This window comes from Streptomyces sp. NPDC091287, assembly GCF_044768525.1.
Lineage (GTDB): Bacteria > Actinomycetota > Actinomycetes > Streptomycetales > Streptomycetaceae > Streptomyces.
Genome location: NZ_JBIVUV010000009.1, coordinates 45566 through 68832 on the forward strand (window position 1 = coordinate 45566; position 23267 = coordinate 68832).

At 72.3% G+C, this 23267-nt stretch carries 16 protein-coding genes; 10 read left to right on the top strand and 6 right to left on the bottom strand.

Annotated elements, in window-relative coordinates; all coding sequences use genetic code 11:
* Positions 1-23 precede the first annotated feature (23 nt).
* The 3 genes from ACIQRW_RS16890 to ACIQRW_RS16900 form a co-directional block, all read right to left on the bottom strand.
* The gene (locus tag ACIQRW_RS16890; protein ID WP_403760417.1) at positions 24-1547 is read right to left on the bottom strand and encodes a S28 family serine protease; all 1524 of its coding nucleotides are present in this window, start codon (positions 1545-1547) and stop codon (positions 24-26) included.
* A gap of 122 nt (positions 1548-1669) precedes the next feature.
* Positions 1670-2035, bottom strand: a complete 366-nt coding sequence (locus tag ACIQRW_RS16895; protein WP_403760420.1) for a hypothetical protein — start codon at positions 2033-2035, stop codon at positions 1670-1672.
* 273 nt (positions 2036-2308) lie between these two features.
* Entirely contained in the window at positions 2309-6040 is a 3732-nt protein-coding gene (locus ACIQRW_RS16900) for an ABC transporter ATP-binding protein (RefSeq protein WP_403760422.1), read from the bottom strand.
* A 343-nt stretch (positions 6041-6383) separates the two neighbouring features.
* On the opposite strand from ACIQRW_RS16900, the gene ACIQRW_RS16905 reads away from it, so the two are divergent.
* Positions 6384-6749: a hypothetical protein gene (locus tag ACIQRW_RS16905; RefSeq protein ID WP_403760425.1), complete on the top strand. Its 366-nt coding sequence runs from the start codon at positions 6384-6386 to the stop codon at positions 6747-6749.
* Positions 6750-6816: 67 nt separating this feature from the next.
* Here the strand turns inward: ACIQRW_RS16905 and ACIQRW_RS16910 are convergent, their stop codons facing one another.
* The 3 genes from ACIQRW_RS16910 to ACIQRW_RS16920 form a co-directional block, all read right to left on the bottom strand.
* Positions 6817-8499 carry a thiamine pyrophosphate-binding protein gene (locus ACIQRW_RS16910; protein ID WP_403760428.1) on the bottom strand — a complete coding sequence of 561 codons (1683 nt, stop codon included), beginning with the start codon at positions 8497-8499 and terminating at the stop codon, positions 6817-6819.
* Positions 8496-9485 carry an agmatinase gene (gene speB, locus ACIQRW_RS16915; RefSeq protein WP_403760431.1) on the bottom strand — a complete coding sequence of 330 codons (990 nt, stop codon included), beginning with the start codon at positions 9483-9485 and terminating at the stop codon, positions 8496-8498. Before speB ends, ACIQRW_RS16910 begins: the two co-directional genes overlap by 4 nt.
* 135 nt (positions 9486-9620) lie before the next feature.
* Positions 9621-11072, bottom strand: coding sequence for a sodium:solute symporter (locus ACIQRW_RS16920; RefSeq protein WP_403760434.1), 1452 nt, complete (start codon positions 11070-11072; stop codon positions 9621-9623).
* A gap of 104 nt (positions 11073-11176) precedes the next feature.
* Here ACIQRW_RS16920 and ACIQRW_RS16925 point away from each other — a divergent pair, with 104 nt between their 5' ends.
* From ACIQRW_RS16925 to ACIQRW_RS16965, 9 genes are all read left to right on the top strand, one after another.
* On the top strand, positions 11177-12739 hold the full coding sequence (locus tag ACIQRW_RS16925; RefSeq protein ID WP_403760436.1) for a PucR family transcriptional regulator: 1563 nt from the start codon (positions 11177-11179) through the stop codon (positions 12737-12739).
* A 59-nt stretch (positions 12740-12798) separates the two neighbouring features.
* A complete protein-coding gene (locus ACIQRW_RS16930; protein ID WP_403760439.1) occupies positions 12799-13695 on the top strand; it encodes a GNAT family N-acetyltransferase in 897 nt (298 codons plus the stop codon).
* An 89-nt stretch (positions 13696-13784) separates the two neighbouring features.
* Positions 13785-14075 carry a hypothetical protein gene (locus ACIQRW_RS16935; protein ID WP_403760442.1) on the top strand — a complete coding sequence of 97 codons (291 nt, stop codon included), beginning with the start codon at positions 13785-13787 and terminating at the stop codon, positions 14073-14075.
* A 203-nt stretch (positions 14076-14278) separates the two neighbouring features.
* A complete protein-coding gene (gene eccD / locus ACIQRW_RS16940; protein WP_403760445.1) occupies positions 14279-15622 on the top strand; it encodes a type VII secretion integral membrane protein EccD in 1344 nt (447 codons plus the stop codon).
* A gap of 55 nt (positions 15623-15677) precedes the next feature.
* Entirely contained in the window at positions 15678-16892 is a 1215-nt protein-coding gene (locus ACIQRW_RS16945) for a MinD/ParA family protein (protein ID WP_403760448.1), read from the top strand.
* A 5-nt stretch (positions 16893-16897) separates the two neighbouring features.
* A complete protein-coding gene (eccCa, locus tag ACIQRW_RS16950; protein ID WP_403760453.1) occupies positions 16898-20890 on the top strand; it encodes a type VII secretion protein EccCa in 3993 nt (1330 codons plus the stop codon).
* 85 nt (positions 20891-20975) lie between these two features.
* The gene (locus ACIQRW_RS16955) at positions 20976-22394 is read left to right on the top strand and encodes a DUF6177 family protein (protein ID WP_403760456.1); all 1419 of its coding nucleotides are present in this window, start codon (positions 20976-20978) and stop codon (positions 22392-22394) included.
* A gap of 140 nt (positions 22395-22534) precedes the next feature.
* The gene (locus ACIQRW_RS16960; RefSeq protein WP_215101848.1) at positions 22535-22867 is read left to right on the top strand and encodes a hypothetical protein; all 333 of its coding nucleotides are present in this window, start codon (positions 22535-22537) and stop codon (positions 22865-22867) included.
* 86 nt (positions 22868-22953) lie between these two features.
* Positions 22954-23265 (top strand): pore-forming ESAT-6 family protein, encoded by a 312-nt coding sequence (locus ACIQRW_RS16965; protein ID WP_069754007.1) that lies wholly within the window; start codon positions 22954-22956, stop codon positions 23263-23265.
* Positions 23266-23267 lie beyond the last annotated feature (2 nt).

The following is a 23267-nucleotide window of genomic DNA, read 5'->3' on the forward strand; positions in this document are numbered from 1 at the left end:
ATCACCTGGCCCTCACCTGGCCGCTACGGGCGCAGCGTGGCCTCGTCGCGCTCGATCTCGCCGTTGCGCTTGTCGAGCTCCTTGTCGAACTTCGCCAGCGGCTTCGCCTTGGCCGGGTCCGCCTGGACGGCCGCCGGGGCGACGCCCGCCCAGCGCAGGATCGCGGCGGTGGCGTTCGCCTTCTCGTCGGCGACGAGACCGGAGACCTTCGCGCCGTGGTTGCCGCCGGGGACGGTGTAGACGTGGCTGTCCTTCGCACCGCGTCCGAGCCGGAACGGCTCAGCGCTCCACGGGTCGTTCTCGCCGTTGACGTACATCATCTGCCGGGCGTTGCGCTTGACCCAGCGGTCGATGTCCCGCATCGCGCCCCGGTCGAACTTCATCGGGATGGAGCGGGGAACGAAGTTGCGCGGGGGCTGGTAGCCGTAGCGGCTCAGATTGCCGAGCCAGGGCTGCTTGATGTCCGGCGACCCGAGCTGGGTGCCCGCCTGGTAGTAGTACGGGGTGTACGTCTGAAGGCCCTGGTCGACGTAGGCGGAGAAGCCGGAGATGGCGTCGACGGAGTTCCAGATGTCCTCGTCGGTGGCCTTCTTGGCGTCGGCCGGGATGTCCACGCAGTCGGCGACCAGGCTGTACTGCCAGAACGCCCATCCGTAGTCCAGGACCGTGGCCTCGTAGGCGCGGTCGAGGGAGCCGACGGTGTTGAAGGTCCAGCCGTTGGCGGCGGCCAGCTCCTTGTACTTCTTCTGGAGCGGCGCCCGGCGGATCAGCGCCTCGCGCTGCACACCGGCCAGCTTGTCGCGGCACTCCTTGGTGCCGACTTGTTCGAAGAACCGGTCGTACGCCGAGTCCTCGTCGTTCACGACGTCGTTGGGCGCGACGTAGGCGACGACGGCGTCCATGTCCTTCGGGTAGAAGCGCTCGAAGTACGTGGCGGTCATGCCGCCCTTGGACCCGCCGGTGGCCAGCCACTTCTTGTCGTAGATCTTCTTCAGCGCCGTGAACACCCGGTGCTGGTCGCTGGCGGCCTGCCAGATGTCCAGCTTGGACCAGTCGGCGGGGGCCGGCCGGGACGGGGTGAAGTAGCGGTACTCCAGGGAGACCTGGTTGCCGTCGATGATCTGCGTCGGCTCGCTGCGGCTGGGGTTCGTGGAGACGTTGTAGCCGCTGGTGAAGAAGACCGTCGGGCGGCTCACGTCCTTGTGCAGCAGCGTCAGGCGCTGCTGGAACGTGCCCTTGGACGGACGCCGGTGGTCGACCGGCTGGGTGTAGTTGAGGACGAAGTAGCGGTAGCCCGAAGTGGGGCCTCCCCTGCTCGAACGAAGCTGAGAGCTTGGGGAAGGCTTCTCCTCGATCAGACTCATGCCCGGGATGGCCAGGATGCGGTCCTTGATGTCCTCGTTGCTCGCTTCGCTGCCCTGGGCAGCGCCGCTGCTCCGCTTCGCGGCCGGCTCCGCGGCGGTGGCCGCACCGGCCGAGGCCCCCGTGGCTCCGACCGTGCCTATGAGCACGGCGAGCGAGAGAACCCCTGTGAGTGACTTGCGCATGCACGCTCCCCTTGATTCACAACAGTCGCCGTGAACTTATCGGGGCAACACACGCCACGCCAGACCTGGTTGTCCGTGTCAGTGGAGAAGGCGGCGGAGAAGGGGAGGAGACGGCGGAAAGGTCAGCAGAGAATCCATCCGGTGGAGGCGGATTTCTTGCCGATCGCGCCGGTGGCCCGTACGCAGCGGTTGAGCGCGTTGACCGTGACCGGGCCGGCCATCCTCGTGTACGAGCCCTTGTCGGTGACGGCGCGGCCGCCGCGCGCCTGGAGCGTGACGCTCATCGTCCGCCGCTTGCCGGGCTTCTTGGCGACGGTCACCGCGCACGCCTGCGCGCGGCTCTTGTAGACGCGCAGTTCTCCCGTGGAGAACTCGACGGTCTTCGCGGGGCGGCCGGAGCAGCCGGAGGCGGCCCGGGCGACACCGGGGGCGCCGAGAAGGGGCACGAGTCCGGCGAGCAGGAGCAGGACGAGGAGGCGGACCAGCAAGGGCCGTCCCGCCGGCCCTGTCGATCCCGCCGGTCCTGGCCATCCCGCCGGTCCCGGCGATCCTGTCGGTCCCGGCGATCCTGTCGGTCCCGGCGACCCTGTCGGCCTTGTCGATCCCGCCGGTCCCGGCGGTCCTGTCGGTCTCATGGGTTTCACCGGCTCCGCAGCTCTGTCGAACACCTTCGCCCCCACCTGACATCTGTACGCACCCGTGCGTCCCTGGCTACGACGCAGCAGACGGGCGGGAGGTTGCACGCGGGGGCCGCCCGACCCTCAGACGCCCGCCGGCTCGTCCTCCCCTATGCCCTCGCCGATGAAGGTGCGCCACAGCCGGGCGTACCGCCCGCCCCGGGCGAGCAGCTCGTCGTGTGTGCCGTCCTCGACGACGCGCCCGTGGTCCATGACCACGACCCGGTCGGCGCGGGCGGCGGTGGTCAGCCGGTGGGCCACCACCAGCGTGGTGCGACGGCCGGCGAGGCGGTCGGTGGCCTGGTTGACCAGGGCCTCGGTGGCGAGGTCCAGGGCGGCGGTGGCCTCGTCCAGGAGCAGGATGTCCGGGTCGACGAGCTCGGCGCGGGCCAGTGCGATGAGCTGGCGCTGCCCGGCGGAGAGGTTGCGGCCGCGCTCGGCGACCTCGTGGAGATAGCCGTCCTCCAGCGTGGCGATCATCTCGTGCGCGCCGACCGCGCGGGCGGCGGCCTCCACCTTGGCGTCGGTGGCGTCGGGCAGCCCGTAGGCGATGGCGTCGCGGACCGTGCCGGCGAAGAGGTACGCCTCCTGCGGGACGACGCCGAGGCGGTGCCGGTAGGCGGTCATGTCGAGGGTGCGCAGATCGGCTCCGTCGGCGGTGACCCGGCCGCCCGTGGGGTCGTAGTACCGGGCGACGAGCTTGACGAGGGTCGACTTCCCGGCCCCCGTCTCCCCGACGAACGCCACCGTCTGGCCCGCCGGGATGTACAGGTCGACACCGGTCAGGGCCTCCTCGTCGGAGCCGTACGCGAAGGAGACGTCCTCGAACGCGATCTCGCCGCGCAGCGAGAGCACGTCGAGCGGCTCGTCCGGGTCTTCGGTGGAGGTGGGCTCGCGCAGCAGCTCCTGGATGCGGCCGAGGGAGACGGTCGCCTGCTGGTAGCCGTCGAAGACCTGGGAGAGCTGCTGGACGGGGGCGAAGAACAGCTCGATGTAGAGGAGGTAGGCGACCAAGGCGCCGACGGTCAGCGTGCCGTTGTCGACCCGGCCCGCGCCGACGATCATGACGGCGGCGGCGGCGACGGAGGCCAGCAGCTGGACGAAGGGGAAGTAGACGGAGATCAGCCACTGGCCGCGTACCCGGGCCTGGCGGTAGTGGTCGCTGTGCTCGGCGAAGCGGGCGGCCCCGTCGTGCTCGCGGCCGAAGGCCTGGACGATGCGGAGGCCGGAGACGGACTCCTGGAGGTCGGCGTTGACGGCGCTGATGCGGGTCCGGGCCAGCTCGTACGCCTTGACGCTGCTGCGCCGGAAGAAGACGGTGCCGATGATCAGCACGGGCAGGGTGGCGAAGACGACCAGGGCGAGCTGGACGTCCAGGACGAGCAGTGCGGCCATGATGCCGAAGAAGGTGACCACGGAGACGAACGCGGTGACGAGCCCGGTCTGGAGGAACGTGGCGAGCGCGTCCACGTCCGTCGTCATCCGGGTCATGATCCGGCCGGTCAGCTCCCGCTCGTAGTAGTCGAGGCCGAGCCGCTGGAGCTGGGCGAAGATCTTCAGCCGGAGCGCGTAGAGGATCCGCTCGCCGGTCCGGCCGGTCATCCGGATCTCGCCGGTCTGCGCGACCCATTGGACGACCACGACGAGGAGCGCGATCGCGGACGCCGCCCACACCGCACCGGTGGAGAGCTGGGAGACGCCCTCGTCGATGCCGTGCCGGATCAGGACCGGCAGCAGCAGGCCCATTCCGGCGTCGACGGCGACGAGCCCGAGGCTGATCAACAGGACCGCGCCGAAGCCGCGCAGCAGTCGGCGCAGCCCGTAGGAGTCCTCCGGCCGCACGGCGGCGGTCTCGTCGATCTCGGGGGTGTCGGTGGCGGGCGGCAGGGCCTCGACCTGGGCGAGCAGCTCGGGCGTCGCGGGCATGCCGGCGACGGTGGTGTCCCGCTCCTCCTCCTCGCGGATCCAGAGCGCGGGGGTGATGCCGCGCTCCGCGTCGAACTCGGCGTCCAGCTCCTCCTGGAGCGCGCGGTCGTCCTCGGGGCCGGCCTCCGGGCGCGGCGGCCGGTGGCCGGGCGAGGTGCCGCCCAGCTCGTCGGGGTCGGTGAGGAGGCGGCGGTAGAGCGCGGAGGTGCGCTCCAGCTCCTCGTGGGTGCCGATCGCGGCGAGCTTCCCGCCGTCCAGGACGGCGATGCGGTCGGCGAGCTGGAGGGTGGAGCGGCGGTGGGCGATGAGGAGCGTCGTACGGCCCGCCATCACCTGCTTGAGGGCTTCGTGGATCTCGTGCTCGACACGGGCGTCGACGGCGGAGGTCGCGTCGTCGAGGAGGAGGAGCCGGGGGTCGGTGAGGATGGCGCGGGCGAGGGCGACGCGCTGGCGCTGGCCTCCGGAGAGGGTGAGCCCGTGTTCGCCGACGGTGGTGTCGTACCCCTTCGGCAGGTCGGCGATGAACCGGTCGGCCTGGGCGGCGCGGGCGGCCTGTTCGATCTGCTCCTGGGTGGCGTCGGGGAGGCCATAGGCGATGTTGGCGCGGATGGTGTCGGAGAACAGGAAGCTGTCCTCGGGGACGAGCCCGATGGCGGAGCGCAGGGACGCCTGGGTCAGCTCGCGGACGTCGTGGCCGCCGATGAGGACGGCCCCGTGGGAGACGTCGTAGAAGCGGGGCAGCAGGAGCGAGACGGTGGACTTGCCGCTGCCGGACGCGCCGACGACGGCAACGGTCTCGCCGGGTTCGACGGTGAGCGAGAAGCCGTCGAGGACCGGGCGCTCGTCGTCATAGCCGAAGCGGACGTCGTCGAACTCGATGCCGGCCGGGGCGTCGGCGGGCAGCTCCTTGGTGCCGTCCTGCATCGAGGGCTCGGTGTCGATGAGCTCCAGGACCCGTTCCACACCGGCCCGGGCCTGCTGGCCGACGGTGAGGACCATGGCGAGCATCCGGACGGGGCCGACGAGCTGGGCGAGGTAGGTGGAGAAGGCGACGAACGTGCCGAGGGTGATCTCGCCCCGGGTGGCCAGCCAGCCGCCGAGGGCGAGCATGGCGACCTGGCCGAGCGCGGGCACCGCCTGGAGGGCCGGGGTGTAGCGGGAGTTCAGCCGGATGGTGCGCAGCCGCCCGGCGAACAGCCGGCGCCCGACCTCGCGGAGCTTGCCGGTCTCCTGGTCCTCCTGGCCGAAGCCCTTGACGACCCGGACCCCGGAGACGGCCCCGTCGACGACTCCGGCGACGGCTGCGGCCTGGCTCTGGGCATACCAGGTGGCGGGGAAGAGACGGGTGCGGGAGCGGCGGGCGATGAACCAGAGGGCGGGGGCGACGGCGAGGGCGACGAGGGTCAGGGGCAGCGAGAGCCACGCCATGATCACCAGGGAGATGAGGAAGAGCAGCACGTTCCCGATGGTCATCGGGAGCATGAACAGCAGCCCCTGGATCAGCTGGAGGTCGCTGGTGGCCCGGCCGACGACCTGCCCGGTGGACAGCTCGTCCTGCCGTTTCCCGTCCAGCCGGGTGATCGTCGTGTACATGTCCGTACGCAGGTCGTGCTGGACGTCCAGGGCGAGCCGGCCGCCGTAGTACCTGCGGATGTAGGTGGCTATGTAGACGAGGACGGCCGCGCCGATGAGCAGTCCGGTCCAGACGGCGAGGGAGCGGGTGTGGTCGGTGACCACGTCGTCGATGATCACCTTGGTGATGAGCGGGACGAGGGCCATGACGGCCATTCCGGCGAGCGACGAGCCGAGAGCGAGCACGACGTTGCGCCGGTACCGCCACGCGTACCCGGTCAGCCGCCGGCCCCACCCCTGTTGCTCTGCGCCCGTCACGCGTTGCCTCCCGTTTCGGCCCGTCCGCCGGCCTGTCCGCTGATCCAGCTGTTCCACCGGTGAGCCAGCTCCTATCCGGCTGTTCCACCTGGCCTACCGGAAGGCACCAACGCCCGGGGCTGCGGATTTCATCCCGCCGCAACAAAGGGGGCGGTGAACGGGGCCGATGGTCGGGGGCGTGCGGTACCGGGGTCCTAGGACCGGGCGTCGCCCGGCAGGCGGCAGTCTGACGACAGGTCCTAGGACCGGTTCGGGGTCCGGGCCGGGGGTAGTCATCCGCAGCGGCATGGGCGGCCTCCCCGTCGGAGGGCCGTCGAAAGGGCCGCCGAAGGGGGCAGGGACCATGGCGAACGACCGGCTCACCGAGGCCTACCGCTGCGGACAGCTCTACGCGGCGCTCGCCGCGCTGGAGCGCCTCGGCGAGGGCACGCACCACTCCCTGGGGAAGCCCGGGACGCGGCGGCAGGTGTCCACCGAACCGCGCAAGCACCTCACCGTGCACCTGTGGCAGGCGGGCCGGTATCTGGCCGACGCCACCAACCGGGACCGGGGGCCCGCCGCCGCGGTGGTCTTCCGGCAGCTGCCGGACCTTCTGCCACTGCGCCGGGAGCTGCCCGGGGAGATCCGGGACCCGGCGGAGCGGGCCCGGTTCCAGGAGGGTGTCCAGGTGCAGGAGGCCGCGATCGAGAAGGCACTCGCGGAGCTGTGAGCGGGCCGGTCCCGGGCGGGGTCGCCCCCGGCCGGGACCGGCCCGCCGCGCTCCGGACGCGTACGGCCTACAGGTGCGTCGGCTCGAACATCCGCAGCAGGGCCGGGAGCACGACGACGGACGGGCCCGGGGCCGCCAGCGCCTTGCCGAGGTCGGCGGCGAGGGACTCCGGTGTCGTCACGACGGCCGGTACGCCGAAGGACTCGGCGAGCGCGACGAAGTCCGGGCGGGACAGCTCGGTGGCGGTGGCCTCGCCGAAGGCTCCCGTCATGTACTCGCGCAGGATGCCGTAGCCGCCGTCGTCGACGATCAGCCAGGTCAGCGGCAGGTCGTACTGGCGGGCGGTGGCCAGCTCCGCGATGGAGTACATCGCGCCGCCGTCGCCGGAGACCGCGAGCACGGGCTTCGTCGGGTCGGCGGCGGCCGCGCCGATGGCCGCCGGGAAGCCGTAGCCGAGGCCGCCCGCGCCCTGGGCGGAGTGCATGGTGTTGGGGCGGCGGGCGTCGAACGCGGACCAGGCCCAGTACGCCAGGATCGTCATGTCCCAGAAGCTGGGCGCGGTCTCGGGCAGCGCCTCGCGGACGGCGGCGAGGACCTGCTGCTCCAGGGTCAGTTCCTGGGCGTCGATCCGGACCCGTACCTTCTCCAGCACCGTGGCCACGCGCTCCGCGGCGCCCGCGTCCTCGCGCCGCTCGACGGCCTCCAGGAGGTCGGACAGGGCCTCGCGGGCGTCGGAGTGGATGCCGAGCGCGGGGTGGTTGGACTCCAGTTTCCCGGCGTCCGCCTCGATCTGGATCACCCGGCCGCGCGGGCGGAAGGTGTGGTAGTTCGAGGAGAGTTCGCCGAGCCCCGAGCCGACGACGAGGAGGACGTCCGCGTCCTCCAGGAAGTCGGTCGTGTGCCGGTCCTCCAGCCAGGAGCGGAGCGAGAGCGGGTGCTCCCAGGGGAACGCGCCCTTGCCGCCGAAGGTGGTGACGACGGGGGCGTCGATCTTCTCGGCCAGCGCGCGCAGCTTGCCGGAGGCGTCGGAGCGGACGACTCCGCCGCCGGCGATGATCACCGGGCGTTCGGCGTTCGACAGCAGGTGGGCCGCGGCGACCGTCAGCTCGGGGCGCGGGTAGAGGTCGCGCGGGGTGGCGTCCATGGCGCTGACGACCGGGAGCGTCGTCTCGGCGAGCAGCACGTCCTGCGGGATCTCCACCCAGACCGGCCCGTGCGGGGCGGACAGCGCGGACTCCCAGGCGGCGGCGATCGCGGAGGGGATCTGCGAGGCGGACCGCACGGTGTGCACGGACTTCACGATGTCGCGGACGGAGGCCTGCTGGTCGCGCAGCTCGTGGAGATAGCCGTGCCGCCCGCCGCCGAGCCCCGCCGTGGGGATCTGACTGGAGATCGCGAGGACGGGCGCGGAGGCGGCGGCCGCCTCCTGGAGCGCGGCGAGCGAGGTCAGCGCCCCGGGCCCGGTGGACAGGAGCAGCGGCGCGACCTCGCCGGTGATCCGGCCGTACGCGTCGGCGGCGAAGCCCGCGTTGTTCTCGACGCGGAGCCCGACGTAACGGAGGGAGGAGCGGCGCAGCGCGTCGAACATGCCGAGCGCGTGCTGGCCGGGCAGCCCGAAGACGGTGGTCGCGCCCAGCCCTTGGAGGGACTCGACGACGAGGTCACCACCGTTGCGGCCGGCCGGCGGGTTCAGTACGGCGGCGGCCTGGGCGGCGGTGAGCTGCGGCCGGTCGTCGTGGTCGTGGCTCACTTGGCGCCCTCGGCTTCCTTTGCGTCCTTCTGCGCGGCGATCTGGCGGGACATGATCGTCGTCAGCTCGTACGCGGCGTGCGAGGCGGCCACGGAGGTGATCTCGGCGTGGTCGTACGCCGGGGCGACCTCGACCAGGTCGGCGGAGACCAGGTGGCAGGAGGAGAGGCCGCGCAGGATCTCCAGCAGCTCACGGGAGGTGAGGCCGCCGGCCTCGGGGGTGCCGGTGCCGGGGGCGTGCGCGGGGTCCAGGACGTCGATGTCGATGGAGATGTACAGCGGCCGGTCGCCGATGCGCTGGCGCAGCTGGTCGGCGATCTCGTCGACGCCGCGCCGCATGACGTCGGCGGAGGTGACGATCCCGAAGCCCATCTTCTCGTCGTCGGTCAGGTCCTGCTTGCCGTACAGCGGGCCGCGGGTGCCGACGTGGGAGAGGGCGGAGGTGTCGAGGATGCCCTCCTCGACGGCCCGGCGGAACGGGGTGCCGTGGGTGTACTCGGCGCCGAAGTAGGTGTCCCAGGTGTCCAGGTGCGCGTCGAAGTGGAGCAGGGCGACGGGCCCGTGCTTCTTGGCGACGGAGCGCAGGAGGGGCAGGGCGATGGTGTGGTCGCCGCCGAGGGTCATCAGGCGTGCGCCGGTGCCCAGGAGGTCGTCGGCCGCGCCCTCGATGGTCTCGACGGCCTCGTTGATGTTGAACGGGTTCGCCGCGATGTCCCCGGCGTCGGCGACCTGCGCGAGGGCGAACGGGGAGGCGTCCTGCGCCGGGTTGTACGGGCGCAGCAGCCGGGAGGCCTCACGGATGGCGTTGCCGCCGAAGCGGGCGCCGGGCCGGTAGGAGACCCCGCTGTCGAAGGGCACGCCGACCACGGCGACGTCGGTACGGCCGACCTCGTCGAGCCGGGGCAGCCGGGCGAACGTCGCGGGCCCGGCGTACCGCGGGACGCGGGAGGAGTCGATGGGGCCGCGCGGCGATTCGGTGCTGCTCATGGGGGGTGTGCCTTTCCTTCGGGTTTCGTACGGTGTCAAGTGTGCGGGGTGCGGTGCGGTGCCGGGGGCGGCCGGCGACCGCTTCGTCCTCAATCGCCGGACGGGCTGAGATGAGCCGGCCCATCGGTTCCGTCCTCAAACGCCGGACGGGCTGGATTCGCGCCCCGCCAACCGCTCGCGCCAAGCAGCAAGCACCGCCGCGTCCGTCGGCGGCGTCGCCAGCGAGACGACGACGTACACGGTCAGCGACGCCAGCAGCCCGTAGTAGATCGGCTGGTTGGCGAGGATCCCGTAGTGCGCCATCAGCCCGATCACCGCGACACCCCCGACGCACACCGCCGACAGCGCCCCGGCCGCCGTGCCGCGCCGCCACAGCAGCCCGCCGATGATCGGCACGAGCAGCCCGCCGACCAGCAGGTTGTACGCGACGGTCAGCGCCTCGACCACGTCGTTCAACGCGATGGCGATGAGGATGACGCCGATGCCCATGATCAGGATGAAGACCCGGTTGCCCTTGACCTCGTCGTGCGGCTCCTCGCCGCCCCCGCCCCGGCCGACCACCCCGCGGATCCGGGACCAGATGTCGTTGTTGGCGACGGTGGCGCAGGCGATCAGCGCGCCGGAGGAGGTCGACATCACGGCGGCCAGCGCTGCGGCGAGCACCAGTCCGCGCACGCCGACCGGCAGTTCGTCCTTGACGATCGTCGCGAAGGCGGCGTCCGGGCTCGCCAGGTTCGGGTACATCACCTTGGCGGCGGTGCCGATGACGGCCCCGGCGATGGCGTAGACGAGACAGTACGTACCGGCGACCGTGCCGCCCCAGCGCGCCGTCCTGTCGCTGCGCGCGGTGAACACGCGCTGCCAGATGTCCTGCCCGATGAGCATGCCGAAGGTGTAGATCAGCACGTACGTGAAGATCGTCTCGCCGCCGATGCCGAGCGGGTCGAAGTACTCGGTCGGCAGCTGGGCCTTCATCTCGCTGAAGCCGCCCGCCTTGACGACGGCGATCGGCAGCAGGAGCAGCAGCACCCCGATGGTCTTGACGACGAACTGGACCATGTCGGTGAGCGTGATCGACCACATGCCGCCGAGCGTCGAGTACGCGACGACGATCGCGCCGCCGAGGACGATCGCGACGGTGCGGTCCACGTCGAAGAGGACGTCGAAGATGGTGGCGTACGCGATGGTCGAGGTGACCGCGAGCATCAGGGTGTACGCCCACATCACGACGCCGGAGATGATCCCGGCCCGGCCGCCGTAGCGCAGGTCGAGCATCTCGGAGACGGTGTAGACCTTCAGCCGGGCGATCCGCGCGGAGAAGAAGACGGACAGTGCGAGCAGACCGAGGCCGATGGTGAAGACCATCCACGCGCCGGAGAGGCCGTACTGGTAGCCGAGCCCGACGCCGCCGATGGTGGACGCGCCGCCGAGGACGATCGCGGCCATGGTGCCGGAGTACATCCCCGGCCCGAGGCGGCGGCCCGCGACCAGGAACTCGCTCTTCGACTTGGCGCGGCGCATGCCCCACCAGCCCATGGCGAGCATGCCGGCCAGGTAGACGACGATCACGGCGTAGTCGACAGCCATGGGCTTCCCTCCGTCTCGCGCAAACAGATGTACGTGCGAGGAAGACGGTAGGTGGCCGAAAGCCGACGCTGAAGTGTACGTTTCCTCCATTCGCGACGCACTGAATGGATGGACCGTCCATGCCGAACCCTTCCTCGGTCACCCCGCAGACGACTTCCCCGGCCGGCCCGCCGACCCCGCCCATCCCGCTGGCGGAGCTCCTGGCGCGCGAGGAGCTGGGCCTGCGCCGGATCGCGGGCCCGGCCGACGCCGATCTGCTCTGGGTGCACACCTCGGAGATGGCCGACCCGTATCCGTATCTGCTCGGCGGCGAACTGCTGCTGAGCGCGGGCGTGCTGCTGACGGACCCGGACCACTACGTCGGCCGGCTGGTGGAGGCGGGGGCGGCGGCGCTGGGTTTCGGGGTCAGGCCGGTGCACGAGACGGTGCCCCGGGCCCTGATCGAGGCGTGCGACCGGGAGGGCCTGCCGCTGTTGGAGGTGGGGCCGGAGACCCCGTTCACCGCGATCGCGCGGGCGGTGTGGCGGCTGATGGCCGAGGCGCGCCACCGCGAGCTGCGCCGGGTGACCCGCGCCCAGCAGGCGCTGGCGACGGCGGCGGCCCGCCCCGATCCCGTACCGGCGGTCCTCCACCAGCTCGCGACGCAGCTCGGCGGCCGGGCGGTCCTGCTGACGGCGGGCGGCGAGGAGGTCCACGCGGCGGGCCGTCGCCCGGCCCCGGAGGCGTCGGGGGCCCTGACCCGGCTGGCCCGGGTGGTCGCCCGCGAACGCCCCGGCTCCCCCTCCTCGGCCACCGACACCCACGGCGGCACCCACCTCTCCGCGTACGCGCTGGGCGGCGGCGAGGGCCTGGTCCTGGCGCTGGCGGCCCGGCGACGGGAGTCCGGCGACCACACGGTGGCGGGCATCGCGGTGGTCCTCCTCTCCCTCCTGGCCGCCCCCCACCAGGGCGCGGACGCGGCGGGCCGTTCGGCGGCCCTGGTCCGCATGCTCCTGGGCGCCACCCCCGCCGAGGTGGCGCCGCTCCTCGGCTCCACCCGCCCCTGGACGGTGATCCACGCCCGCCGCACGGACGGCACCCCGGCGGACGCCCTGACGGCCGGGGCCTTGGGCGCGTCGCTTGGCACGGCCCTGGTCGACGCGGGACGCGGGGCGGGCGAGGCGGTCCGGCTGCTGCTGCCGGACGACGGGGAGGGGTCGGCGGCGGGCGGTGAGCCGCTGAACGACGATCCCGCGGGGCCGGATCCACGGCCCCGGTCCGCCCGGCTCACCCCGCAGCCCGGCTGGACGCTCGGCGCGTCCGCCCCCACCCCCGTCACCGCTCTCGACGCCGCCGACGCCCTGGCCGCCCGCGCCCTGGCCCACGCGCGGGCTACCCGCGCCCCGTTGACGGTGGACGCCCCCACGAGCGGCCTCGCCGCGCTGGTCCCGCCCGAACAGGCGGCCGCCCACGCCCGCGCCCTCCTCGCCCCGCTCACCGCGCCGTTGGCCGACACCCTGCGCTGCTGGCTCTCCCTGCACGGCAGTTGGGACCGTACGGCGGTGGCCCTCGGCGTCCACCGCAACACCGTCCGCCAACGCATCGGGAGGTGCGGGGAGTTGCTGGGCGCGGACCTGGACGACATGGACGTACGGACGGAGTTGTGGTTCGCGCTGCGGCAGACATGACCACCGGCCCGGACACAAAAGCCTTCGCGCCTCCGTGGCACGCTGACTAGTCTCCGCGCATGGCCTCACTCGCGCGGCACCGCCTGTCCCCTGCCGACACCGGCCCGGCGCTGCGCGCACTGCGCGCGTGGACACCGCCCGATGCCCCGTCCGGGAGCCTGCACCCCGGGGACGTGGGCTGGCTACTGCGACTGGACGACGCGACCGTCTACCTCTGGACCGACGCACTGGCCTCCGCACGGGACTCCGCACGAACCTCCGGACGGACCGACGCACGGGCCTCCTCGCAGGCCGGGGCCCGGTCCGGCGATGCGGCGAAGGCGGCACCCGTGGCGGTCGGCTTCCTCGACGGCCCCGTGCTGCGCGTGACCGCCGCGCCCGACGCCGACTTCGGAGCGCTCGCGGCGGACGCGGAGGACCTGCTCGTACCCGGCAACGACGCGACCGACGGCCTGCCCGTGCCCGGTTGGGAGCCGGACACGGAGGAGCCCTGGCTCGTCTTCTCCTGGTCCCCGGGGCCGGTGTCGAGCCGCGCGGTACAGGTCACCGGGTCCGACGCCGCCGACCGGGCGCTGGTGCACCGAGCCGCCTTCGCGGGATCCACGTTCTCCGTCGACCACTGGCGCAGGATGAAGGAGTCCCCCGCGGGCCATCTCGCCGTGGAGACGCTCGTCCGCACGCCCGCCGGGGACCCGGCCGCCGCCGCAACCGGATGGTTCGGGGGTACAGGCAGGTGCGGACTGCTCGAACCGGTCGGCACCCATCCGGACCACCGCGGTCACGGCTACGGGCGCGACGCCGTACGCGGCGCGTGCGCGGCGCTCGCCGACCGGGGCGCGAGCGCGGTGGCCGTTCTGACGCCGGCCAGGAACGAGGCGGCGGCCGCGCTCTACCGATCGGCCGGATTCACCCTCGTACGCGAGAACCACGACTGGACGCGCCCCGGCCGGGCGTGAACACCGCTTCCCCCACGCCCCGTCCCCGTCCCCCTGGTGTGTACTCCACAACCGCCCCTCGGTATGTTGCAGTGGCAAAGGGGGACCATGTGGCACGGGATTACGACAGTCAGCTGCTGGAATCGGTGGGGGTACGCCGCCGCAGGACGCGAGACGCTCTGCTCTTCGGCGTGGGGCGCGCACGGCGCACCGCCGACGAGCGGCTCGGGAAGGTATTCGCGGGCATCGCCATCACCGCCGTGCTCTGCGCCGGGTGCGTCGGCTGGTCCTTCCTCCAGCACACGCTGGACAAACAGAAGGCCGAGCAGGAGAAACAGCAGCGGCAGGCGCAGCGGTACGAATCGCCGACGCATTCTTCCGGCCCGGAGAAGGGCCCCTGATCAGCTCCGGCCGAGAAACGACGAAGTGGCCGGAAATTCACCAGGCGCGCACGTACCGCAGGCGAGATTGCGCCGAGCTCGGAAACCGCAGGCGAGATTTCGCCGAGCTCGGAAATGCGCCAACCACGCCCTGCGCTATGCCTAATTGGCCCGAAATTTCGGAACATCACGATGATAGGTTTCCGTAAGTGGTGAGCACAGCAATGACGTCCCGATCGGAACTGAGCCGGGTGACCCTGGTCGGCGAGCGGCGCCGGGCCGACATCGTGCTGCCCTCGGACACGCCCATCGGTCAACTTCTGCCGGACATACTGCAGTTGCTGGACGACCGGGCGGCTTCGCGGCCGTTGACCCGGCAGTTGATCACCTCCGACGGTTCGGCCCTGCCGCACGACAGCACGCTCGCCTCGGCCGGCGTCAGCGACGGCGCCGTGCTGCGCCTGGTCAGGACCCACGCGGCGCCGCCCGCCCCGGTCGTCCACGACGTCACGGACCAGGTGGCCGACAGCCTCGACCTACAGGCCTGGCGCTGGCGTCCGGCCGCGCGCAGGGTCACCGCCGGGGCGTCGACCGTGGCCTTCGCGGTGATCGCCGCCCTGTTGGCCCGGCGAGAGTTCCCGCTCGGCGCCCTGGCCGTCGCGCTGGCGGTCGCCACCGTCGTCCTTCTGGTGGGCGGCGCGCTGTGCGCCCGGATCGGAAGCGGCAATCGCGGCCTGGCGACCGCGCTGCTGTTCGTCTCGGGCGGCCTCGGCGTTCTCACGGCCTGGACCGCCGCCGACGCGTACGCCTGGTCGGGCCCGGCCCGGCTCGCCGCGGTGGCGACGGCGGTGGCCCTGGCCCTGCTGCTGCTCGGGTTCTTCTCGCCGCTCGGCCGCGGTGGCCTGATCGGCGCCGGTGCCACCGCCGCCGTCACCGCGGTGTGGGAGGCCGTCGCCGCCGTGGAGCCGGATCCGGCCCGGCTGGGCGCCGTGATGGCGGTGTTCTCCGTGGTGCTGCTCGGCGTGCTGCCCCGGCTCGCGCTGATGGCGTCCGGCCTCACCGCGCTCGATGACCGGCGGTCGGGCGGGGCATCGGTCAGCCGTCACGACGTGGCCGACGCCCTGACCGCCACGCACCGCGGACTCGCTCTCGCCACCGTGGTCACCGCGGCGTCGGCGACGGCGGCCGGCTGGCTCCTCACCCTGACCCCGCGGCCGACCGTGTGGACGGTGCTCCTGCCCTCGCTGGTGGCGGTGGTGCTGCTGTCGAGGGCCCGCGCGTTTCCTCTGGTGGCCGAGGTGGTGGCCCTGTTCGTCGGCGCGGCGGTCCTGCTCGTGTGCCTCGTGATGCTGTGGATGGAGCAGCCGTCGGGGGGCGCGGGCCCCGTCGTCGTACTCGGCGTGGCGGCGCTGCTGCCCCTGCTCACCCTCGCGGTGGAGCCTCCCGAGCATGTACGGGTGAGGCTCCGGCGCACCGCCGACCTGATCGAGTCGATCGGCATGGTGGGGCTGTTCCCGCTCGCCATCGGTGTGTTCGGCATCTACGGCCAGTTGCTCGACAAGTTCTGACATTCATGCGCGGGCGACTCCGGTCGGGGCATCGGAGCGGAGGAGAAGGGCAGACATGCCGAACGCGGACAACTGGCAGGGTGATGTGCTGCGCGACCTGAGAGGAACCCCTCCTCCGCAGCGCGCGCAGAGCCACGGTGCGGCACAGAGCCACAGTGCGGCACAGAACCACGGTGCGGCACGGGAACAGCAGCAGCTTCCGCCGTCGCAGCCGCAGCCGCAGGAGCAGCCGCAACCGCAGGAGCGTACGGGTGCGCGGGTGCCGGGCCCGAACTTCCCCGCGTCGCCCGCCGCGCCGCCCGCTCCCTCTCCCGCCGCACCGCCGGCACGTGCGCAACAGCCCGCCCGGTCCCCCGACTCACGGCCCGTGATCGACAGCGCGCTGTCCGGTACGGCACGCCGCCCCCGGCAGGGTGAGCCGGCCGCCGCGCGGGTCTCACGGGCGATACGCCGGATCGTCTCCTCGTCGGCGGCCCGCGAGGTCGCCGAGATCACCCGCACCGCCGAGCGGATCCAGCAGCCGGTGACGACCGGTCGGCAGATCGCCGTCACCTCCATCCGGGGCGGCGCGGGCAAGACGACGGTGGCCGCCCTGCTCGGCACGGCGTACGCGCACTACCGCCAGGACCCGGTCCTCCTCGTCGAGGCCGATCCGGCGCTCGGCTCGCTGCCCCTGCGTCTCGGAGCCCAGACGCTGCGCTGGACCACGGCCGATCTGGCGGACATCGTGGAGCCGCAGATGTCGCTGCTCGACGTCACCGGATACCTCGTCCAACTCCCCGACAACGCCTGGCTGCTGCCCGGCAGCCAGGGGCGGATCGGGGCGATGCTGGACACAGCGGCGTACGAACGGGTCATGGTCGCGCTCCGCCGCTACTTCGGGGTGACCGTCGTCGACTGCGAGACGCTGCCCGCCGAGGTCGCCCGGGTCGCGCTCTCCGCCGCCCAGGCCCGGGTCCTGGCCGCTCCCGCCACCCTGGACGGCATCACCAGCACGTACGCGGTCCTCCAGTGGATGCAGGGGCTGCCGCGCCACATGATCGCCGGGACCGTGGTGGCGCTCACGAGCACCACATCCCGCCCCGGGATCGATGTGGAGGCCGCCGCCGAGAAGCTGCGGTCCACCGGCGCGACCGTCCACGTGCTGCCCCACGACCGGCATCTGGCGGCAGGCGGAGCACTCCGCACCGAACTGCTCGCCCGCCCGACGCGGCTGGCCGCCACCCGGCTGGCCGCCGAGGTCTTCCAGCTCTCCCAGAAGCGCCGGTAACACCCATGAGCACCCGACTGATCCACCGCCCCGCCCGGACCACCCGTCCCCCGGCCGCGCCCGTGCCCCGCACCATCGAGGCCCCGCCCAACCTCCCCGAGGGGAAGGCGGGCAACATCGCGATGTCGCTGCTGCCGGTCGCCGGGGTCATGTCGTCCGTCGTGATGATGACGGTCGTCCGCAACAGCCAGTTCGCCGCCCTCGGCGCCATCATCCTCGTGGTCACCGTCATCGGCTCCGTGGCGCTGCTCTTCTCGCAGCGGGGCAAGGCCCAGCGCACCCGACGCACTCAGCGCGAGGCCTATCTCGCCTATGTGGAGGACCTGCGGGAGGAGCTGTCGGGCGAGGAGCGCGAACGGCGTGAGCGCGCCGATGTCCTGAACCCCCCGCCGTACGCCCTGTACGACATCGTGCGGGACCCGGCGCGCCTCTGGGAGCGGCGCAGGGTCGACGACGACTTCCTGCGGGTGCGGGTCGGCACCGGCGAGATGCCCGTACGGGATCTGGGAATCGCCGAGCCGGGTTCGACGGTCCTCACCCCGCCCGACCTGTTCATGCTCAACGAGGCGTCGGCGCTGGTGAACCGGTTCCGCAACGGCACCGAACTGCCGCTCACCGTCCCGCTGGACCGGATCGGCAACGTCAGTGTGATCGGCCCGCGCGAGGACTGTCTGCGGGTGGCCCGTGCCCTGCTGGTCCAGACGGCCGCCCTGCACGCACCCGACGACGTGGCCATCGCCGTCGCGGCGCCGGGCGACCGCATGGCCGACTGGGAATGGGCCAAGTGGCTGCCGCACCTGCTCGACACCGAGCAGTTCGACGGGCCCGTGGCCGCTCGCCGTATCGCCCCGTCCGCCCCGCAGCTCGCCCGGCAGATCGGGGCGGAGCTGCGCCGCCGGGCCTCGTACGCGGCCGAGGTACGCCGGGGCCTGGCCGGCCGGGACGCGCTGTCCATGAACTCCCGGCTGCTCGTCGTCACCGACGGGCACGGCGAGGACGCCGTCGACCTGCCGCGCCCCGACGAGGCCGTCGGCCTGCGCGAGATGGGCGTCACCGTGCTGCATCTGCTGGAGCGTCGGGTGCAGGAGCCGGGCCACGTCAGCGTACGGATAACGGTGGACGGCACGGACGTGACCATCGAGGACCTGCGGACGCCGGAGCCCGTGGAGGCGCACGGCACGGTGGACGAGGCGGGTATCCCGTTCGCCGAGGGGCTGGCCCGGATGCTCGCACCGCTGCGGCTGTCCGCCGAATCCCTGGCGGACGCCCCGCTCTCCGGTCCGGTGGAGTTCGCGGCGATGCTCGGCATCGACGACGTGGCCCGGCTCGACCTGGAACGGCTGTGGGCGCCGCGTGGCGAGCGCGCCTTCCTGCGCGTCCCGATCGGCATCAGCGACTCCCACGAGCCGGTGCTGCTGGACCTCAAGGAGTCCTCGGAGCTGGGGATGGGCCCGCACGGTCTGTGCGTGGGCGCGACGGGCTCGGGCAAGTCGGAGCTGCTGCGCACCCTGGTCCTCGCCCTGGTGGCCACCCATCCGCCGGAGGACCTGGCGCTCGTGCTGGTCGACTACAAGGGCGGGGCGACGTTCGCGCCGTTCGCGGACCTGCCGCACGTGGCCGGGGTCATCACCAACCTGGAGAACCAGGCGGGGCTCGTCGAGCGGGTCCACTCCTCCCTCGCCGGTGAGGTCAAGCGCCGCCAGCAGGCCCTCAAGGACGCGGGGAACGTCGCGGACATCGGGGACTACGCGGCTCTGCGTGCCGAGAAGCGGCCGGACCTGGATCCGCTGCCGCACCTGTTCGTGGTCATCGACGAGTTCGGCGAACTGCTCACCGCGAAGCCGGACTTCATCGACCTGTTCCTCTCCGTCGGACGGATCGGCCGCTCCATCGGCGTTCATCTGCTGCTCTCCAGCCAGCGCATCGAGGGCGGCAAGCTCAAGGGCCTGGACACCTATCTCTCCTACCGTCTCGGTCTGCGGACCTTCTCCGCCGACGAGTCCCGCACCGTCCTGGACACGACGGACGCCTTCCACCTGCCTCCGCTGCCCGGGTTCGGCTATCTGAAGGTCGACACGAGCCACTACGCCCGGTTCAAGGCGGGCTATGTCTCGGGCGGCTATCGCGGTCCGGTCCGCAGCACCGACGAGGAGGAGACCGGCCCGCTGGCGCTGCCGTACGAGGCGTTCAACACCCTGGCCGGACCGGACGAGGCGCGGCAGTCCGCCGAGCCGGCGTCCCGTCGCCGCGAGACGGGCCCGACCGAACTGGGCGTCATGGTCGACCAGTTGACCGGAGCGGCGCCGCCCGTGCGGAGCATCTGGCTGCCGCCCCTGCCCACGGTCACCGCGCTGGACACCGTCGCCGGTCCGCTGGACATCGGACCGCGCGGGATGCGGCTGACCGGGGCGGTCACGGACGGACGCCGGAGGCCTCTCCGCGTTCCCGTCGGCCTGCTCGACGACCCGGCCAAGCAGTGGCAGGGGCAGTGGTTCCTGGACCTCACGACGGCGGGCGGCCACGCGGCGGTGATCGGCGGTCCCCAGTCGGGCAAGACGACGCTGCTGCGCACGCTCGTCCTCTCCCTAGCGCTCACCCACACCCCGCGCGAGATCGGCGTCTACGGACTGGATCTGGTCGGCGGCGGTCTCCAGGCACTTTCGGGTCTGCCGCACGTCGGCGGTATCGCGGGCCGCGCCGACCGGGAACGGGCGGCCCGCACCGTGGAGGAGGTTCGCACGATGCTCGCGATGCGCGAGGACCTCTTCCGCGAGCACGGCATCGACTCGGTCGAGCAACTGCGCACCCTGCACGCGGCCGGCCGGCTGCCCGGACTCGCTTCGGCCGAGGTCCTCCTCGTCATCGACGGATTCGGCGCACTGCGCGACGACTTCGACGAGCTGGACGACGCGATCGCCGACGTCCTCAAGCGCGGCGGCGGTTACGGCATCCACGTCGTCGCGTCCATGCTGCGCTGGAACGACGTACGCATCGCCATCCAGTCCAACTTCGGCACCCGCGTCGAACTGCGCCTCAACGACCCCGGCGAGTCCAGCATCGACCGCAAGCTCGCCGAGACCCTGTCGCCCGACGAGCCCGGACGGGTCCTCACCGACGGAAAGCTCTTCGCCCAGGTGGCGCTCCCCCGTACGGACGGGGTCGCCGACACGGCGGACCTCGGCGCGGTCCTGGAGCGCACGGCGCGTACGGTTCGGGCCACCTGGAGCGGCGAAGTGGCGCAGCCGGTCCGCGTGTTGCCGCAGATTCTGGAGCCGCACTCGCTGCCGGGGCCGGCGGCCGAGCCCACGCGCGTACCGATCGGGCTCGACCAGTCGGCGCTCGCGCCCGTACTGCTCGACCTGTTCCAGCACGATCAGCATCTGCTGGTGCTGGGGGACAGCGAGTGCGGCAAGACGAACCTGCTGCGGACGGTCGCGCACGGTCTCATCGACCGTTACGGCGAGGACGAGTTGGTGTTCGCCGTGATGGACCCGCGGCGCTCACTGCGCGGTGCGGTCCCGGAGGAGTTCAACGGCGGGTACGCGTACAACTCCAAGCTGTGCGCCGGGCTTTCGGCGGGCATCGCCACCGAGCTGGAGAAGCGCCTGCCCGACGAGAACGCCCGGCTGGAGGACCTGGAGCCCGGCAACTGGGGCGCGGGCCCGCGCATCGTCGTCCTCGTCGACGACTACGACGTCCTCACGACCGCCGGACAGTCCCCGCTGTCGGCGTTCCTTCCGTACATCCCCTCGGCGGTCGACATCGGCCTCCACTTCGTCCTGACGCGCCGGGTCGCCGGTGCCTCACGGGGCATGTACGAGCCGCTGGTGCAGGGCCTGCGGGAGTCGGGGGCCTCGGCGCTCCTGATGGCGGGCGACCGCGGCGAGGGCCAGTTGTTCCCCGGCGTGTACGCCTCCCAACAGGCTCCCGGGCGCGGCGTGTTCGTCCGCCGTGGGCAGCCCAACCGCCTGATCCAGACGGTGTACGCGCCGATGTGAGACCTCTCGGGACAGACAAGCGCCGCCCCGCGGCGCAGGCCCACCGCCGAACGACGTAGGACCGGAAGGACCGGACGACCACTCCATGACCAAGGACGTCATCGCTCTCACACCCCGTATGCCCGACCCCTGGGCCGTACTGGCGGGCCTGCTCTCGGGCGGCCCGGACAAGCTGGTGGGCACGCGGGGCGAGGGCGCGGTGATCCAGCTCTGCGACACGGAGGGCCGCCCGCTCGTCTCCGTGGAGGCCCCGCTGCTGGTCTCCGTCGAGGGTGAGGCCGAGCGGCTGCTCGGAACCACGGCCCCGCCGGTCCCGTACTGGTGGACGGAGGCCCGCGCCACCACGGGCGTCGCGGAGGCGGAGCAGCTCGCGGGCACCTTCGCGACCCGGCTCGCCGCGCTGGTGGGCGGCTCCGCCTGGCCGCCGGACGCGGCCGGATCGCTCGCCGTGGTGAAGACCGACGGCGTGAGCGTCGCGCCCGAACCCGCCGCCGCCCAGCCGGCCATCGACGTGCTCACCGACAAGGTCGCGGTCGTCATCCAGGACCGCCCGGTGGTGGCGATGACGGCCTGGCTGTCCGACGCCTTCCGGGCGGCGGCGAAGGCGGGTCTCGGCCTCCAGATCGTCAGCCCGGCGGGCACCACGCTCTCCCCCGCCGTACGGGACGCGCTGGGCGGCTGGCCGTCCCGCTGGATCGTCCAGGACGAACAGGACGGCTACTACGACGGACTGACCGGAGCCGTACTGCGCTGGCAGGACGGCGCGTTTGACCCGGTGCTCGCCCCCGACGCCACGGACGACGACCCGCGCACCCCGGTGGCGGCTGCCTACCAGCAGGTCCACGACACCGGCGACCGCCAACTGGGCCTGACCTTCCGCATGGTGCACCCGGCGGACGAGCGGCTGGTGCTGGGCGGTGGCCTGGAGACGGTGTGGCGGGAGCTGACGGGCGAACCGCCGGCCGGCTGGGGCACGTCGGAACCGGCGACCCTCCCCTGGTCCCCGGGCCGGCTGACCGACGTCGCGTTCGAACGAGCGCCGGAACCCACGTGGTTCGTCGTGGTCGGGAACCGCTCGCGACCCGGCATCGCGACCGTGCGCGTCACAAGGACGAAGGCGGGCGTGGAGGAGGAGGTCACCCTCGCCTTCGGCTACGGTGCCGACGAGGAGCCTCCGCTGGACGCCCTGCCCGCGGCCGCCGAGGCGCTCGCCACGCGCCACCACCTCCAGTCGATGCTCGTACAACTTCGCAAAGCGCGCCGCGATGTGGCCGTACCGCCGCGCTTCGAGGGCCCCGGGGTCCCACTGGCCTTCGTGCTGGGCGCGGAGGAGGTCCGCGCGATGCCGGGAGACCGGGCGCGACGCACGCCGCTGGCGGAACAGCCGGTGCGGCTCGGCCCGCGTACCAGGCCGGCGCTGTACTACCCGCTGCCGGGGAACCCCTCGGATCTGGCGGGGTGGCAGGAGTTCGAGAGGCTGATGCGGCACCTCAAGGGGGCGTAGGGACTTCCCGGACTCCCCGCCGCAATCTGGCTGATTGCAGATTGCAGTAGTGATGCCGGGGTTGATAGACAAGGATGTACGCACAAGCAGGCGTGCGTTCGGTCGATGTATGCGATGCATTCGATGTAACGGGGGATGTCATGAAGTTCGACATGGGGGCGTCGGTCCTGTCGAGGCTGCTGTCGGATTCGCAGAGTGCCAGTACGGATCTGGGGACGCTGATCCAGCAGCTGATCGCCGCGGCGGAGCCGTTGGAGGGGAAGTTCAACGGGGCGGGGAAGGTCGCGTTCGACGATTTCAAGACACGTTCGGACGAGATCACGAAGGCGTTGAACGCGTCGCTGTCGGGGATCCTGGGCGGTCAGTCGGGGATGGACGCGGCGTTCGGTTCGGGTGACCAGGAGCAGGACGAGAACGCGAAGTCGCAGATGGCGTCGGCGAATTTCGACGCGGCGCGTTTCGGCGGCCGCTGACACCGGTCGCGGTGAGCGGTCGCGGTGACCGGTCGCGGTGGGCGGTTCGGCCATACCTACTTGTCTGACGGGGAGTTGAAGGACTGATGGCGGGCAGCACGGATCGACGTTCGTACGACACGGGGGCCTCGACGGAGGTACAGGCGGCTCTCCAGGTGGTGATCGGCCGCTTGGAGCAGGTGATCACGGCGCGGGACACGCAGGTGAAAGCGGCGATGAACGACTTCGCGGCCGATGGCGTGGCGGATGAGTACCACGGCAAGGAACTGCGGTGGAACGCGACGTCGCAGGAGGTGCGGAACATCATCCGGCTGCTGCGGACAACGTTGGAGAAGAACGACGGCACGGCCACGCAGACGCTGGCGCGGGCGAAAGCCGCGGTAGACGGCATCGGCTGACC